14 protein-coding genes are annotated in these 14,469 nt (G+C 62.3%); 8 read left to right on the top strand and 6 right to left on the bottom strand.

The features are described 5' to 3' along the window. Nucleotides 1-36 precede the first annotated feature (36 nt). Nucleotides 37-1,035, top strand: coding sequence for a M14 family metallopeptidase (locus HX868_RS18370; protein ID WP_177003879.1), 999 nt, complete (start codon nt 37-39; stop codon nt 1,033-1,035). On the opposite strand, the gene HX868_RS18365 is transcribed toward HX868_RS18370, so the two are convergent. After that, entirely contained in the window at nt 997-1,854 is an 858-nt protein-coding gene (locus tag HX868_RS18365; protein ID WP_177003878.1) for an AraC family transcriptional regulator, read from the bottom strand. The genes HX868_RS18370 and HX868_RS18365 overlap by 39 nt on opposite strands. 142 nt (nt 1,855-1,996) lie before the next feature. On the opposite strand from HX868_RS18365, the gene HX868_RS18360 reads away from it, so the two are divergent. Further along, on the top strand, nt 1,997-2,797 hold the full coding sequence (locus tag HX868_RS18360) for an alpha/beta fold hydrolase (protein WP_177003877.1): 801 nt from the start codon (nt 1,997-1,999) through the stop codon (nt 2,795-2,797). Between the two features lie 32 nt (nt 2,798-2,829). Here HX868_RS18360 and HX868_RS18355 read toward each other — a convergent pair whose 3' ends face one another. Then, nucleotides 2,830-3,618 (bottom strand): aldolase, encoded by a 789-nt coding sequence (locus HX868_RS18355; protein WP_177003876.1) that lies wholly within the window; start codon nt 3,616-3,618, stop codon nt 2,830-2,832. Between the two features lie 3 nt (nt 3,619-3,621). Next, entirely contained in the window at nt 3,622-4,326 is a 705-nt protein-coding gene (locus tag HX868_RS18350) for a haloacid dehalogenase type II (protein WP_177003875.1), read from the bottom strand. Between the two features lie 113 nt (nt 4,327-4,439). Here HX868_RS18350 and HX868_RS18345 point away from each other — a divergent pair, with 113 nt between their 5' ends. After that, a complete protein-coding gene (locus HX868_RS18345; protein WP_177003874.1) occupies nt 4,440-5,285 on the top strand; it encodes a LysR family transcriptional regulator in 846 nt (281 codons plus the stop codon). On the opposite strand, the gene HX868_RS18340 is transcribed toward HX868_RS18345, so the two are convergent. From HX868_RS18340 to HX868_RS18330, 3 genes are read right to left on the bottom strand one after another with little or no spacing between them, the layout of a single operon-like run. Beyond that, the gene (locus HX868_RS18340; protein ID WP_177003873.1) at nt 5,271-6,467 is read right to left on the bottom strand and encodes an EAL domain-containing response regulator; all 1,197 of its coding nucleotides are present in this window, start codon (nt 6,465-6,467) and stop codon (nt 5,271-5,273) included. The two genes, HX868_RS18345 and HX868_RS18340, sit on opposite strands and share 15 nt — an antisense overlap. Nucleotides 6,468-6,477: 10 nt before the next feature. Then, entirely contained in the window at nt 6,478-6,861 is a 384-nt protein-coding gene (locus tag HX868_RS18335) for a response regulator (protein WP_177003872.1), read from the bottom strand. Continuing rightward, the gene (locus HX868_RS18330; RefSeq protein WP_177003871.1) at nt 6,846-8,186 is read right to left on the bottom strand and encodes a sensor histidine kinase; all 1,341 of its coding nucleotides are present in this window, start codon (nt 8,184-8,186) and stop codon (nt 6,846-6,848) included. Before HX868_RS18330 ends, HX868_RS18335 begins: the two co-directional genes overlap by 16 nt. Nucleotides 8,187-8,468: 282 nt before the next feature. Between HX868_RS18330 and HX868_RS18325 the strand changes: the two genes are divergently transcribed. Genes HX868_RS18325 through xylB form a run of 5 tightly spaced genes read left to right on the top strand, consistent with a single transcriptional unit; the run spans nt 8,469 to nt 14,424 of the window. After that, nucleotides 8,469-10,001, top strand: coding sequence for a sugar ABC transporter ATP-binding protein (locus tag HX868_RS18325; protein WP_177003870.1), 1,533 nt, complete (start codon nt 8,469-8,471; stop codon nt 9,999-10,001). Beyond that, complete coding sequence (locus HX868_RS18320; protein ID WP_177003869.1) at nt 9,994-10,971, top strand: ABC transporter permease subunit; 978 nt, start codon at nt 9,994-9,996, stop codon at nt 10,969-10,971. The genes HX868_RS18325 and HX868_RS18320 overlap by 8 nt, the downstream gene beginning before the upstream one ends. A gap of 29 nt (nt 10,972-11,000) precedes the next feature. Then, nucleotides 11,001-11,933: an ABC transporter substrate-binding protein gene (locus HX868_RS18315; protein WP_177003868.1), complete on the top strand. Its 933-nt coding sequence runs from the start codon at nt 11,001-11,003 to the stop codon at nt 11,931-11,933. A gap of 22 nt (nt 11,934-11,955) precedes the next feature. Then, nucleotides 11,956-12,957 carry a substrate-binding domain-containing protein gene (locus tag HX868_RS18310; protein ID WP_177003867.1) on the top strand — a complete coding sequence of 334 codons (1,002 nt, stop codon included), beginning with the start codon at nt 11,956-11,958 and terminating at the stop codon, nt 12,955-12,957. Nucleotides 12,958-12,963: 6 nt separating this feature from the next. Then, complete coding sequence (gene xylB, locus HX868_RS18305) at nt 12,964-14,424, top strand: xylulokinase (protein ID WP_177003866.1); 1,461 nt, start codon at nt 12,964-12,966, stop codon at nt 14,422-14,424. Nucleotides 14,425-14,469 lie beyond the last annotated feature (45 nt).

Below are 14,469 nucleotides of genomic sequence, written 5' to 3'. Positions count from 1 at the left end.
ATCTCTACCGATTAATTGATCAGAGGAGGGCAAGGCATGGCGAAAGACCTTTCGTGGCAGGTAACGGGCGATTCCGGCAATGTGCTGCACATCGGCGCCTGGCGTTTCGACGGCGACGGCTGCGGGCCCAAGGTGCACCTGCAGGCCGGTGTGCACGCCGACGAAATCGCCGGGATGCTGGTGCTGCATCAACTGCTGCCGCGCTTGCAGGCGTGCGCCGAGCAGGGCCGACTCAAGGGCACGGTCACGGTGGTGCCCCAAGCCAATCCCTTTGGCATCGGCCAGTTTCGCCAGGGCCGCCTGCTCGGGCGTTTCCACGAAGCCACCGGGCAGAACTTCAACCGTGCTTTCGATTGTTCGCTGGCCATGGCGCGCCCGGCGAGCAACCTGGCGCAATGGCAGAAACGCCTGGTGCAACTGGCCGCCGATGCCGACTTGATTCTAGACCTGCACACCGACGACGAGGCGCTGCCCTACCTCTACATCCACCGCAGATTCTGGCCCGAACAAGGTCTGGCACTGGCGGCAGCATTGCAGGTGGACCTGGTGATTGTCTGGGATGAAGGCGGTGATGGCTCCTTTGAAGAAACCCTCATCAACCACGCTTCACCGCAACTGGCCGCCACTATTGAACTGCGCGGGCAGGCAGACGTCAGTGACGCCCTGGCGCAACAGGACGCGGATGGGCTGTGGGCCTGGCTGTGCATCAACGGTGTGATCGACGAGGTGGCCGACATTGCTGAATGGCAAGGCGACGTGGTTGACATGGGCTGCATGGAAACCGTCCTTGCCCCTTGCGCCGGCGTACTGGTGTTCGAAAAGGGCCTGGGCGATGACCTGGAAGAAGGCCAGCGTTTCGCACGCATTATCGGCCGCCTCGGTGACCCGACCTCCGAAGTGACCCTGCACGCCGCCCAGGCCGGGCGGCTAGTCACACGCCACCGCGAACGCCTGGTGGCGCAAGGCTCGGTGGTCGCCAAGTTCACCGGTACACGTTTATCCGACAGCTACAGCGGCGGCGTGCTGGACCCGTAGCGGCGCCTGCAACTGCAGCCATTCCCGGGGGCTGGTGCCGATCTTGCGCCGGAACGCACGGGCCAGCGCTGAGGGGCTTTCGTAACCGACTTCATCGGCGATCAGGGCGATGGGGCGACCTTCACGCAGACGTTTCTGCGCCAGGCTCACGCGCCAGCTCAGCACATAGTCGGCCGGTGTCTGGCCGACCACTTTATGGAAGTGCGCGGCGAAACTGGCCCGAGACATGTTCGACTCTATCGCCATTTCCTGCACAGTCCATGGGCGTTCGGGGTTGTTGTGCAACAGGGTCATGGCCCGCGCCAGGCGCAGGTCAGCCAGGCCCGACATCATGCCGGTGGTCATGCTGTGATAGGCCATCATGTGGCGCAGGAACTGAATCACCATCAGCTCGAACAGCCGGTTCATCACTGCCTCGCGTCCGCAGTGTTCGGCGAAGGCTTCATCGAACAGCCAGTCCAGCGTGCCGGCGATCATCGGGATCTGCTTGAGCGGCATCACGATGGTGTCGGTCAGCGCCACGGACAACGGGTTATCGATGCCCCCATCAAAGCGCAACGAAGCCGCTACCACCTCGGCGCGATCGGCCTTTGCCGCCACCAGCCGATGAGGCAGGGGACGCGGCACCAGTACCAAACTGGGTTCGGGAATGCGCAGGGTGCCGTCGGGCATTTCCAGGCTGGCCTGGCCGTCCTTGAGCAGGTAGACCCGGCCGCGCTGCTGCAGATCGCGGGTGTCGAGGGCGCCGTGCAGCGGCCCGCTGTGAAAGGTCTCGGCATCGATGCCGAAGTGCACCAGCAGTGTGGACAAACGATCCATGACTCACCTGATTTCAATTAACGATCTGTTTAGACGATCTGCGCCATATTTTCGACTATTAGCCTCCATTTGTAAAACACGTTTCGGCATCATGGCCTCACGTTCAACGCCTTGAGCGCCCACCCCAACGGAGCAAACGTTCATGAAAACCTTCAAGTTCTCCCGCGTCGCCGCCGCCCTGATCACCGGCGCACTCGCCCTCGGTGTCGCCACCGCCAGTGTTGCCGCCCCACAGAAAGCCACCGTGGTACTGGTGCACGGCGCGTTCGCCGACGCCTCCAGCTGGAACGGCGTGATCGCCGGGCTCAAGGCCGAAGGCTACCCGGTGGTCGCCGTGGCCAACCCGCTGCGCAGCGTCAAGACTGACTCGGACTATGTGGCCGATATCGTCGAGCACACCCAAGGCCCGGTGATCCTGGTCGGCCATTCCTACGGCGGCTCGGTGATCTCCAACGCCGTGCACGGCAGCAACAAGGTCAAGGCGCTGGTCTACGTCGCCGCCTTCGCCCCGGAAAAAGGCGAGACCGCGTTTGAGCTGTCCGGCCGCTACCCTGGCGGCACCCTCGGCCCGACCCTGGACAAACCCGTGATCTCCAAGGACGGCGTGACCGACCTGTACATCCAGCAAGACAAGTTCAACAGCCAGTTCGCCGCCGACGTGGCGCCCAAGGAAGCCCAGTTGATGGCGGCGGGCCAACGCCCGATCACCGAAGCCGCGCTGAAGGAACCGTCGGGTGACCCGGCCTGGAAAACTGTGCCGTCCTACTTCATATACGGTTCAGCGGACAAAAATATTCCCGAGGCCGCGCTTAAATTCATGGCTGACCGTGCGGGCTCCAAGGAAACCGTGGACGTGAAGGGGGCTTCCCACGTGGTGATGGTGTCGAACCCGGCGCGGGTGGTGGCGATCATCAATGATGCGGCCAAGGCTAACGCGCAGTAACCAAAAGAGTGGGGGCCCAGGCCCCCATTTTGTTATTGATCGAACGCTGAACCGCGCTGCTTCAACCGCCGCATCGCACTGTCCAGATGCGCCCGCGCACTCGCCGGGTCGCCTTCACGCATCTGCTCATACGCCACCTGCGCCACCGCCGGGTCGATCGGCTTGAGCGGCTGCCCACTGGCCATGGCTTTCAACTGCACCTCGGCCGCACGCTCCAGGTAATACAGATCATCCCAGGCTTCGGCGATGTTCGGCGCGGCCACCATCACCCCGTGATTCTTCAGGAACAGAATGTCAGCATCGCCCAACGCTGCAGCGATACGCTGACCTTCACCGTTATCCAACGCCAGGCCTTTGTAATCCTCATCCACCGCCGTGCGCCCATAGAACTTCAACGCCGTCTGCCCCAGCCACAACAAGGGCGGGCCTTGCAGCAGGCACAGTGCCGTCGCATTCGGCATGTGGGTATGGAACGCCGCCTTGATGCGCGGCTGCTGTTGATGCAGCTGGGCGTGGATGTAGAACGCCGTGGCTTCCGGCGTGCCGTCGCCGTCGATCACGTTGCCGTGGAAATCACACACCAGCAGACGGGAGGCGGTGATTTCCTCGAAGGCGTAGCCGAACGGATTGACGAAAAACAGATCGTCATGCCCCGGCACCGTCGCCGAAAAGTGATTGCAGATGCCTTCTTCCATGCCATGCAGCGCCGCCAGTTGCAGGCAAGCTGCGAGTTCTACACGGGCTTCGATGGCGGCCAGGCTATCGAGGTTCAAGTGCCCGGCGCGCGGGCCAAGGGAGGACGGCGTGAAGGTATGGGCCATGGTTCACCACCCCAAGGACTTGAACAGTTCGGGAACGCCGTCGAGGGTTGGCAGGATCGCGTCGGGTGTGTAGTCGGCCAGCAATTGGCGACCGGTGCCGCGGTCGATCCATATGCAGCGAAAGCCGATATCCCGCGCGGCCGCATGGTCAAGGTGCGGGCTGGCGCAGATGTGCACCACCTCGTCGAGGTTCACGCCCAGTTGTTCATGGGCGTAGTCGAACAGGCGTCGATTGGGCTTGTAGGCACCGGCTTGCTGGGCGGTGATCACCCGGTCGATGTGGCCACCCAGTTGCGCCACATTGCCGGCGATCACGTCATCGTCGGTGTTGGAAACGATGCACAGTTTGTAGCCCAGGTCCTTCAATTGCTTGAGCGTACCCACCACCTCGGGAAACGGTGGCATGGCGCTGATGCTGTCGGTGAGGATTGCGCCATCCTGGTCATTGGCAGGCAAGCCCAGCTCCTTGAGCGCGAGTTGCAGGCTCAGCCCCGCGAGGGTGCGGAAGCTGCGGTGCGGTGGGGTTTGCTCCAGGGCATGTTCGTGATGGTCGTACACGCTGATCAACGTTTCTCTATCGACCTGATGCTCGCCTTTTTGATCCAGGATGTGGTCGACAGCGGCACGCAGGCCTTCGTCCCATTGGATCAAAGTGCCGTAGCAATCAAAGGTCAGCCACAGCGGGCGAGGGGAGTGTTCGAGCGGCATGGTGCACCTGCAGGAAAGTGGGTGGTCGATGCAGCATAGGAAACCTGGCTCTTAGTAGGAAATTAAATTAACCTCTGCATCACAGTTGAATTGTCGATAAGAAGGCCGCCGCCATGTTTGATCTGGAACTCTTGCATACCCTGGTCTGCGTGGTCGACGAAGGCAGCTTCACCCGTGCCGCCGAGCGCGTGCACCGCACCCAGTCCACGGTCAGCCAGCAGATTCGCAAGCTGGAAGAAAGCGTCGGCCAGGTGTTGCTGGTGCGCGACCGCTCGGGCCAGCAAGTCAGCGCCACCGAACACGGCGAACTGCTGACCCATTACGCGCGCCGCCTGTTGAACCTGTCCCGTGAAGCCCGCGATGCCTTGGATACCGAGGCCAGCGTAGTGCCGGTGCGCCTGGGCGTGCCGGAGGATTTCGACGCGAGGCGCATGGCGTCAATGCTTTCGGGGTTCGTACGCGCCCGCCCCGAGGCGCGACTGGAGACGGTCAGCGGCATGAGTACCGACCTGCGTCGGCAACTGGACAGCGGAGAAATCGACATCGCCCTGGTCAAGCGCGAAGCCGGCAGCGGTGAGTGCCACGCCAGCTGGCCGGAGCCCTTGGTGTGGGTGTGTGGCCAGGGCCAGGATATGCAACTCGACACCTTGCCCCTGGCCCTGTTCCCCCAAGGCTGCATCTACCGCCAGCGCGCCATTCGTACCTTGGACAAGGCCCGGCGCAGTTGGCGCGTGGCGTTTGGCAGCCACAGCCTCACCGGGATCCAGGCGGCGGTCACATCAGGCCTGGGAGTCAGTATCTTGCCGATAAGTGCCGTGCTGCCCAGCCACCGCATCTGCACCGAGCTTCCTCCTGTGCCGCCGTCGGAACTGGCGTTGGTCAGCGGCGCCGAGCGCCTGAGCGCGACTCACCGTGGATTGATCGAGTGCCTGCGCGATGAGATTTCACGGAGTCTCTGAACGCTCCAGCAGCAGCCGTTCCAGGGTGGCCACCGGCAATGGCCGGCTGAACAGGTAGCCTTGGATCTGATCGCAGCCGGCGTCCTTCAGGAACGCCAATTGCGCCTGGGTTTCTACGCCTTCGGCGACCACCCGCAGGTTGAGGCTGTGGGCCAGTTCAATGATGGTGCGGGTAATCGCGGCGTCCTGGGGGTTGCTGGTGACTTCGCGGATAAACGCGATGTCGATCTTCAGCGTGTCGATGGGAAAACGCCGCAGGTACGCCAGGCTTGAATAGCCGGTGCCAAAATCGTCGATGGAGATTTTCACGCCCATGGCATGTAAACGTTGCAGGCTGGCGATGGTGTGCTGGGTGTTCTCCATCAACGAGCCTTCGGTCAGCTCCACTTCCAGCCAGTGCGGCTCGACGCCAGTTTGCGCCAGGATGCGCGCAATATCGGCAATCAGGTCGCCCTCGATCAATTGATGGCCGGACACGTTGACCGACACCTCCACAGCGCCAATGGCACTGCGTTGCCAGGTCGCGATCTGTTGGCAAACGGCCTCGATCACCCAGCGTCCTACCGCTACGATCAGCCCCAGACTTTCCAATACCGGTACAAACACCGCCGGGGACACCGCGCCATGCCCCGGCCGGTCCCAGCGCAGCAGGGCCTCAAGCGCGCAAAGCTGGCCCGTCGCAAGCTCGACTTTTGGCTGGTAATGCACGATGAATTCATTGCGTTCCACGGCCTGGCGCAGGGCGGTTTCCAGGTCCCGACGGTCGACGTCGGGTTGCAGGGCTTGGCGCAGACTATCTGCGCGCTCGCCGTGGGCGGTGAGCCGCAGCAGGTTGCGCACACGCAGGGACAGTTCGATACGCTCGATCGGTTTGCTGATGAACTCTTCGGCACCGCTTTCCAGGCCGCTGACGCGCGCGCCAGCATCACTGAGGGCCGATAGCATGATGATCGGAATACCCGCCGTGGCGTCGTCACTTTTCAGTTGGCTGGCCACCTCATACCCATCCATCCCCGGCATCATGATGTCCAGCAGGATCAGATCGGGCGCCTGTTGCACCACGACCTGCAGCGCCTCTTCGCCGCTGCTCGCGCTGACGGTCTGGTAGCCTTCGTGGTGCAACAGCGTTTCCAGGAGCTTGCGCACCTGAGGTTCATCATCAACGATCAGCAGCGTGGCCATGGGTGCATTCTCATCTGAGAGGGTCGTTGTGGGTTTGCAGCAGCGTATCGATCACCTGATACAGCTCCTTGTAACGCAGGGGTTTGATCACATAGGCGTCGCAGCCGGCCAGCCGGGTCTTTTCACGGTCTTCCTTCATTGCCATGGCGGTCAGGGCGATCACCGGAATGTGCGCCGTCAGCGGGTCCTGCTTGAGCAGAGCAGTGGCGGCCAGGCCGTCCATGCCGGGCAGTTGGATATCCATCAGGATCAGCGCAGGTTGTTGTTCGCGGGCCTGGGTCAGGCCGGTCTCGGCATCGGGCGCCCACACGGTTGTATGACCGGCGTTCACCAGCAACAGGCGCGCCAGGCGCATATTGGCTTCATTGTCTTCAACGATCAGGATGTGGGCCATGGAGCCTCCGCCGCGCGGTGCAGTGGCAACCACGCCACAAACCGCGCGCCACAGCCTTCGCGACTGGCCACCGCGACACTGCCACCCTGCAAGTCCGCCAGTTGCTTGACCATCGCCAACCCCAGGCCCGTGCCTTCGAATTTGCGCGCCAGGCTGCTGTCGATCTGGCTGAAGGCCTTGAACAGCTTGCCCATATCGTCCTCGGCAATGCCGATACCGGTGTCGCTGACGCTCAACTCCAGGAATTGCTGCTGAGGGCTCGCGGGCAAGGCAAAGCGATACACCGGCCAATCGCCGGGAATCTGCCCGACCTGTTCGCGGGTGACCTGGCGCACCGTCAGTGTTACCGAACTACCGTGTTCGCTGAACTTCACCGCGTTGGCCAGCAGGTTGTAGACGATCTGCTTGGTCTTGCGCAGGTCCAGTTCCAGGTGGCCGAGGTCGTCGGGGCATTCCAGCTTCAATTGGATACGTTGCAGTGCGGCCTTCTCCCGCACGATCAGCAGGCTGTTGGCCAAAAGGCCCGCCAGTTCAACGCTTTCCAGCTCCAGTTCCATCATCCCGGCCTCGACCTTGGACAGGTCGAGAATATCGTTGATCAACGACAGCAAGTGCTGGCCGCTGGTGAAGATGTCCCCGATGTATTCGCGCTGGGTCTCGCTCATTTCACCGACCAAGCCGTCCTTAAGCGCCTCGGAAAAGCCGATCACCGCATTCAACGGTGTGCGCAGTTCGTGGGACATCGTGGCGAGGAACTCGGACTTCATGTGGCTGGCGTGTTCCAGCTCCAGGTTCTTTTCTTCCAACGCACGCTCGAAGCCTTTGCGCTCGGCTTCTTCCTGCTTGCGCGCGGTGTTGTCGGTGCCGATCAGCAGGTAGCCGATGATGGTGTCATGCCGGTTGCGCAGGGCGGTCACCGAAACCATGGCCGACAGGCGACTGCCGTCCTGGCGAATGTAGGTCAGCTCGTAGATGTCTTCGATGCCGCGGGAAGCCTTGAACACCAGGGCTTCGAAACCCGGCGTAATGGGCGTATCCAGTTCCAGGCTGAGGGCAGCGGCGCGGGTGATCAGCTCGACGGGGTCTGAGATATCGGCGGGGGTGATGCGGTTGACCACATCGGCGGCAGCATAACCGAGCATGCGTTCGGCGCCGACGTTGAAGATCTGGATCACGCCTTTTTCATCGGTGGCGATGCTGGAGAAGTAGGCGCTGTTGAAGATGGCGTCTTGCAGCGCGCCGGTCTTGAGCAGGGTTTTCTGCCGTTTGAACTCGACGATTTTCTCGGCGCGCGATTGCGGTTGTTCGGGTAACGGTGTGTCCATCGCTTGTGCGTTCCGTGACGTTCAGGCCCGCCGTCGTCAGCCGACAAGGGCGCAGAGCATGCTCACAGAAGATCGCTTGGGGGGCGATGAGGAGGAGATGAGGTACTTGGACAATAGCAGACAAACGGTAAAACCGATGCTTTGTGTGCCTATTCAATAAATTGGCTTGATGAAACGTTTCTTCACGCACAAAAACAGGTAGGCAAGCGCTTGCGTAAAGAAATGTTTCTACATTAGAGTCGGCCCACTGACGACAAAAATAATAAAACCAGGAGCTCATTCATGAGCCTTGAACCCTTGCTTGAAATGCAGGGCATCAGCAAAACCTTCAACGGTTTGCGCGTGCTCAAGAATGTCGGCCTGAAGGTCTACCCCGGCGAAATCCATGCCTTGATGGGGGAGAACGGCGCTGGCAAGTCCACGCTGATGAAAATCCTCTCCGGCGCCTATCAAGCCGACCCCGGCGGTGAAATCCGCATTGCCGGTCAAACGGTAGCCTGCTTCGACCCCGCCACCGCGAAAACCCTCGGCATCGCCGTTATCTATCAAGAATTGAGCCTGTGCCCCAACCTGAGCGTGGCCGAGAACATCTACCTGGGCCGCGAACTGCGGCGTGGCTGGACCATCGATCGCAAGGGCATGGAAGCGGGGTGCATCGAGGTGCTGCAACGCCTCGGCGCCGAATTCACCCCGGCGACACGGGTCAGCAGCCTGTCGATTGCCGAGCGCCAGTTAGTGGAGATCGCCCGCGCCCTGCACGCCCACGCCAAGATCCTGGTGATGGACGAGCCGACCACACCGTTGTCATCCCGCGAGACCGACCGGTTGTTTGCGCTGATCAAGCAACTACGCAGCCAAGGCCTGGCGATCATCTATATCAGCCACCGCATGGCCGAGATCTACGAGCTGTCGGACCGTGTTTCGGTGCTGCGGGACGGCCAATACATCGGTGAACTGACCCGCGACGCGTTGTCGGCCGAAGTGCTGGTGAAAATGATGGTGGGCCGCGACCTGTCAGGCTTCTACAAGAAAGAACACGCCGCCTACAACCCCGGCAACGTGGTGATGCGCGTGCGCGACATGGCCGACGGCAAGCGCGTGCGCCAGTGCAGCTTTGACCTGCATGCCGGCGAAGTGCTGGGCATTGCCGGGCTGGTCGGGGCAGGGCGCACCGAGCTGGCGCGGCTGATCTTTGCGGCCGACCCCCGCACCTCGGGCACCTTGGAAGTGGTCGGCAAGACCGTCACCCAGCTGCGCACCCCGGCGGACGCGATCCGCGCAGGCGTGGTCTACCTCACCGAAGACCGCAAGGCCCAGGGCCTGTTCCTCGACATGAGCGTGGCGGACAACATCAACGTCTGCGCCTGTGTGCCGGATGCCCATGCCGGTGGCGTGCTGGATCGCGGGCATGCCTTGCAGCGTTCAAACGATGCGATCAAGTCACTGTCGATTCGCGTGGCGTCGGGCAAGGTCAATGTCGGCGCGCTGTCCGGCGGCAATCAGCAGAAAGTGCTGTTGGCGCGACTGCTGGAGGTGAAGCCGCACGTGCTGATCCTCGACGAACCCACGCGTGGCGTCGACATCGGCTCCAAATCCGAGATCTACCGCATCATCAATCAATTGGCCCAGGCCGGTGTCGGCATCGTGGTGATCTCCAGCGAGCTGCCGGAAATCATCGGCACCTGCGACCGCGTGCTGATCATGCGCGAAGGCCAGCTCGTCGCTGAAGTCGGCGGCGCCTCCGGCCAGGCTATTTCCCAGGAACGCATTATTGACCTCGCCACCGGTGGCGATCAGGTGGTTGCCCATGGCTGAGTTGAATATCGCAACAACAGGTAAAGCGGAACGCGCGCGCGAGTTGATGCGCACGGTCGGCATGTTGCCGGTGCTGATCCTGCTGCTGGTGGGCTTCGCCCTGGCCAGTGAGAACTTCCTGACGGTGCAGAACCTGTCGATCATCACCCAGCAGGCGTCGGTGAATGTGGTGCTGGCGGCGGGCATGACCTTTGTGATCCTCACTGCCGGCATCGACTTGTCGGTGGGCGCGATCCTGGCCGCTTCAGCCGTGGTGGCATTGCAGGCGTCGATGTCGCCGCAGTTCGGCATGTTCGGGATTGCTGCCGGTATCGGTTTCGGGCTGTTGCTCGGCCTGGTCAATGGCGGCTTGATCGCCTTCATGCGCCTGCCGCCGTTTATCGTCACTCTCGGCGCACTGACGGCCATGCGCGGTTTGGCGCGGCTATTGGCGGATGACAAGACGGTGTTCAACCCGGACCTGCCGTTTGCCTTTATCGGCAATGACTCGTTACTCGGCGTGCCCTGGCTGGTGATCATTGCCGTGGCCGTGGTGGCGCTGTCGTGGTTCATCCTGCGCCGCACGGTGATGGGCGTGCAGATCTACTCGGTGGGCGGCAACCCGGAGGCGGCGCGGTTGTCGGGTATCAAGGTGTGGAAAGTGCTGCTGTTCGTCTACGCCATGTCCGGTGCGCTGGCCGGATTGGGCGCGGTGATGAGCGCTTCGCGATTGTTCGCCGCCAACGGCCTGCAACTCGGGCAATCCTACGAGCTGGATGCGATTGCGGCAGTCATTCTCGGTGGCACCAGTTTTACCGGCGGCGTCGGCACCATCGGCGGTACGTTGATCGGTGCGCTGATCATCGCCGTGCTCACCAACGGCCTGGTGCTGCTGGGTGTGTCGGATATCTGGCAATACATCATCAAGGGCATCGTGATCATTGGCGCGGTGGCGCTGGATCGTTATCGCCAGTCCGGTGCGCGGACCTGATTCCTACAACAATCACAAGAGAGACCCGCATGAACCTTAAACGTATCTTTCCCGTCATTGCCTTGGCTGCCCTGATGTCCCAGGCCGTCGAAGCCCGTGAGTTGAAGGCCCTGGGCATCAGCATGGGCTCACTGGGCAACCCGTATTTCGTGACCCTGGCCGACGGCGCAACCGCCAGGGCCAAGGAGTTGAACCCCAACGTCAAGGTCACCTTGGTGTCGGCTGACTACGACCTGAGCAAGCAGTTTTCGCAGATCGACAATTTCATTTCGTCCAAGGTCGACCTGATCCTGATCAACGCCGTCGACCCCTCTGCCATGGCCTCGGCCATCAAGAAGGCCCGTGACGCCGGCATCGTCGTCGTCGCCGTAGATGTGGACGCCAAGGGCGTGAACGCCACCGTGCAGACCGACAACGTCGAAGCCGGCAAGCTGGCCTGCCAATACCTGGTGGACAAGCTCTCTGGCAAGGGCAATGTGATCATCCAGAATGGCCCGCAAGTCACCGCCGTGACTGACCGCGTCAAAGGCTGCAAGGCCGCACTGGCCGCCGCGCCGGATATCAAGGTGCTGTCCGACGACCAGGACGGCAAAGGCTCCCGCGAAGGTGGCCTGAACGTGATGCAGGGTTACCTTACGCGTTTCCCGAAAATCGACGGCCTGTTCGCGATCAATGACCCACAAGCCATCGGCAGCGACCTGGCCGCCAAGCAGCTCAAGCGCAGCGGCATCATCATCACCTCGGTGGACGGCGCGCCGGATATCGAGAACGCACTGAAGACCGACTCGCAGATCCAGGCGTCGTCCAGCCAGGCCCCGTGGGCCATGGCGCAGACCGCGGTGAACGTGGGCAATGACATTCTCAATGACAAAGCCCCGGCCGAAGCGGTTACCCTGCTCACGCCCAAACTGATCACCCGTGACAACGTCGCTACGTACAGCGGTTGGTCGAGCAAACATTGATCCACTGAGAAGGAACAGCGTCGTGGTCACCATGGATGACGTGGCAAGCAGGGCGGGGGTGTCGACGTCGACGGTGTCCCACGTGTTGAACGGCACCCGCAAGGTCAGCCCGGCCACCGTGCTGGCGGTGCAGCAGGCGATCCAGGCGTTGGGCTACATCCCCAACACCCTGGCGCGCTCGCTGGCCCGGTCGAGTACCAACACCATTGGTGTAGCGATCTCGGCGTTGTCCAACCACTATTTCAGTGAGACGGTGCACGCGATTGAAACCGCGTGCGCCCAACACGGCTACATGATGTTGTTTGTCGACACCCATGATGATCCGGAGCAGGAGCTGAAAGTGGTCACGGCGCTGCATCATCGGCGGGTCGATGGGATTGTGCTGGCGCCTTCGAACGGCTCAAAGGCCCTGGATTATCTGCGCACCAACGAAATTCCAGCGGTGCTGGTGGACCGCATGATGAGTGAGCACTTCGATCAGGTTGGGGTGGAGAATGCCCAGCCTACCCAAGTGCTGGTTGAACACCTGATCGGCCATGGTCATCGGCGGATCGGCTTTATCGCCGGTCGCGAGGGGTTCAGCACCACCGATGAGCGTGTCGCCGGTTACCGTGCCGCATTGCAGGGAGCGGGGCTGACGTTTGATCCGGATCTGCTGGTCAATGGCGGCTCCAACACTGAGCCGGCACGCCAGGCCACGGTGCAGCTGCTGGGCTTGGCGTTACCGCCGACGGCGATCATGGCCGGCAACAACCTGATGACCCTGGGCGCCATGCAGGCCCTGCGTGACGCGCAGATCGACGTGCCGGCGCAGATGGCGCTGGTGGGTTTTGATGATTTCGACTGGGCGGATTTCTTCGTGCCGCGCCTGACCTTGATCGCGCAGCCGGTGCAGGCACTCGGCGCACAGGCGGTGAACCTGTTGTTGCAACGCATGGCTTCACCCGGCGCACCGACCCAGAGTGTGCGCCTGGCGCCGACGCTGCAATGGCGTCATTCATGTGGCTGTAATGGAGTGGAATGACCCCGTATGAGCAACCCCGTTTCCCTCGGCATCGACCTCGGCACCTCGGAACTCAAGGCCATCCTCATGGACCTCGACGGCACAGTGCTGGCCCATGCCGGCGTGCGCCTGAGTGTGTCGCGGCGTCATAGCGGCTGGTCCGAGCAAGACCCCCAGGATTGGTGGCAGGCGTGTTTGCAAGCGCTGGCCCAGTTGCGCACGCATGAGGCATTTGCTCGAGTTGCCTGTATCGGCCTGTCCGGGCAAATGCACGGCGCGGTGCTGCTGGGGGCTGACAACCGCGTGTTGTATCCGGCAATTCTGTGGGACGACTCTCGAGCTGTCGCTCAGGCGCAACTGCTGGGAGCGGAGTTTGCCGAGGTCACCGGCAGTTTGCCGATGGCCGGGCTCACGGCGCCCAAATTATTGTGGCTCAAGCAGCATGAGCCTGCTGTATTCAACGCCATCGATTGTGTGCTGTCACCCAAGGATTACCTGCGTTTGCGCTTGTGTGGCGAGCGCATCAGCGAGATGTCCGATGCCGCCGGCACGTTGTGGCTGGACGTGGCGCACCGTGAGTGGTTCGGCCCCATGCTGCGCGCTACGGGCCTTGCGCCAGAACAGATGCCCAGGCTGGTTGAAGGCGGCGCAGCAAGTGCGCGTTTGACGGCGGCTGACCTGGGGCTGTCGACTGACGTCATGATTGCCGGCGGCGGTGGCGACAATCCGGTGGCCGCCGTCGGTATCGGCGCGATCAACGCAGGCGATGGATTCATCACCCTTGGCACCAGCGCAGCGATCGTGGCAATTACCGACCACGCCGCCGGGAACCCGGCCAGTGCCGTGCACAGCTTCTGCCATGCGCTGCCGAACCGTTGGTACACCATGGGCGCCATGCTGGCCGGGGCCAGTTGCCTGCGTTGGGTCACACGGCTGACGGGCACTGCGGATGAGCAAGCGTTGCTGGACCAGGTGCAGGCGCAACTGCCGATCGAGCAGCCGGTGCCAGTGGCCACGCCGTTGTTTTTGCCGTACCTGGCGGGTGAACGCACACCGCATAACGATCCTTTGCTGCGCGGCGGCTTTATGGGGCTGGGCCACGACTGCACCCCCGCAATGCTTGGTTATGCCGTGATGGAAGGGGTAGGGTTCGGTTTGCGTGATGCGATGCACGCAGTGCAATCAGCAGGTGCCCGCGTCGGTGCGTGTGCACTGGTGGGTGGCGGTGCGCGCAGTGAATACTGGGCGCAGCTGCTGGCCAATATCCTGCAGCGGGAGATCTTCACGTTGCACGGCAGTGAGTTGAGTGCCTGTATCGGTGCCGCGAAGCTAGGATTTCTGTCGATCGGGCAGGGGGATGGGTTGTTGCAAGCGGGGATACCGGTGAAGGCACGGTATACGCCGGATCCCTCGCAACAGGCGGTGCTTGCAGTGCGATACGGCAAGTTCCAGGGCTTGCTGGCAGCGGCAAAAGCGCTGCACGGATAGGCGATGCGGACCCACTGTGGGAGCTGGCTTGCCTGCGATGGCTGA

The organism is Pseudomonas reactans (genome assembly GCF_013385825.1).
Lineage (GTDB): Bacteria > Pseudomonadota > Gammaproteobacteria > Pseudomonadales > Pseudomonadaceae > Aquipseudomonas > Aquipseudomonas reactans.
This window is presented reverse-complemented; position numbering and strand designations above follow the sequence as displayed.

Coding starts and splice junctions, on each gene's coding strand:
- HX868_RS18370 (WP_177003879.1), top strand. CDS start 37: ATGGCGAAAGACCTTTCGTGGCAGGTAACGGGCGATTCCGGCAATGTG.
- HX868_RS18365 (WP_177003878.1), bottom strand. CDS start 1,854: ATGGATCGTTTGTCCACACTGCTGGTGCACTTCGGCATCGATGCCGAG.
- HX868_RS18360 (WP_177003877.1), top strand. CDS start 1,997: ATGAAAACCTTCAAGTTCTCCCGCGTCGCCGCCGCCCTGATCACCGGC.
- HX868_RS18355 (WP_177003876.1), bottom strand. CDS start 3,618: ATGGCCCATACCTTCACGCCGTCCTCCCTTGGCCCGCGCGCCGGGCAC.
- HX868_RS18350 (WP_177003875.1), bottom strand. CDS start 4,326: ATGCCGCTCGAACACTCCCCTCGCCCGCTGTGGCTGACCTTTGATTGC.
- HX868_RS18345 (WP_177003874.1), top strand. CDS start 4,440: ATGTTTGATCTGGAACTCTTGCATACCCTGGTCTGCGTGGTCGACGAA.
- HX868_RS18340 (WP_177003873.1), bottom strand. CDS start 6,467: ATGGCCACGCTGCTGATCGTTGATGATGAACCTCAGGTGCGCAAGCTC.
- HX868_RS18335 (WP_177003872.1), bottom strand. CDS start 6,861: ATGGCCCACATCCTGATCGTTGAAGACAATGAAGCCAATATGCGCCTG.
- HX868_RS18330 (WP_177003871.1), bottom strand. CDS start 8,186: ATGGACACACCGTTACCCGAACAACCGCAATCGCGCGCCGAGAAAATC.
- HX868_RS18325 (WP_177003870.1), top strand. CDS start 8,469: ATGAGCCTTGAACCCTTGCTTGAAATGCAGGGCATCAGCAAAACCTTC.
- HX868_RS18320 (WP_177003869.1), top strand. CDS start 9,994: ATGGCTGAGTTGAATATCGCAACAACAGGTAAAGCGGAACGCGCGCGC.
- HX868_RS18315 (WP_177003868.1), top strand. CDS start 11,001: ATGAACCTTAAACGTATCTTTCCCGTCATTGCCTTGGCTGCCCTGATG.
- xylB (WP_177003866.1), top strand. CDS start 12,964: ATGAGCAACCCCGTTTCCCTCGGCATCGACCTCGGCACCTCGGAACTC.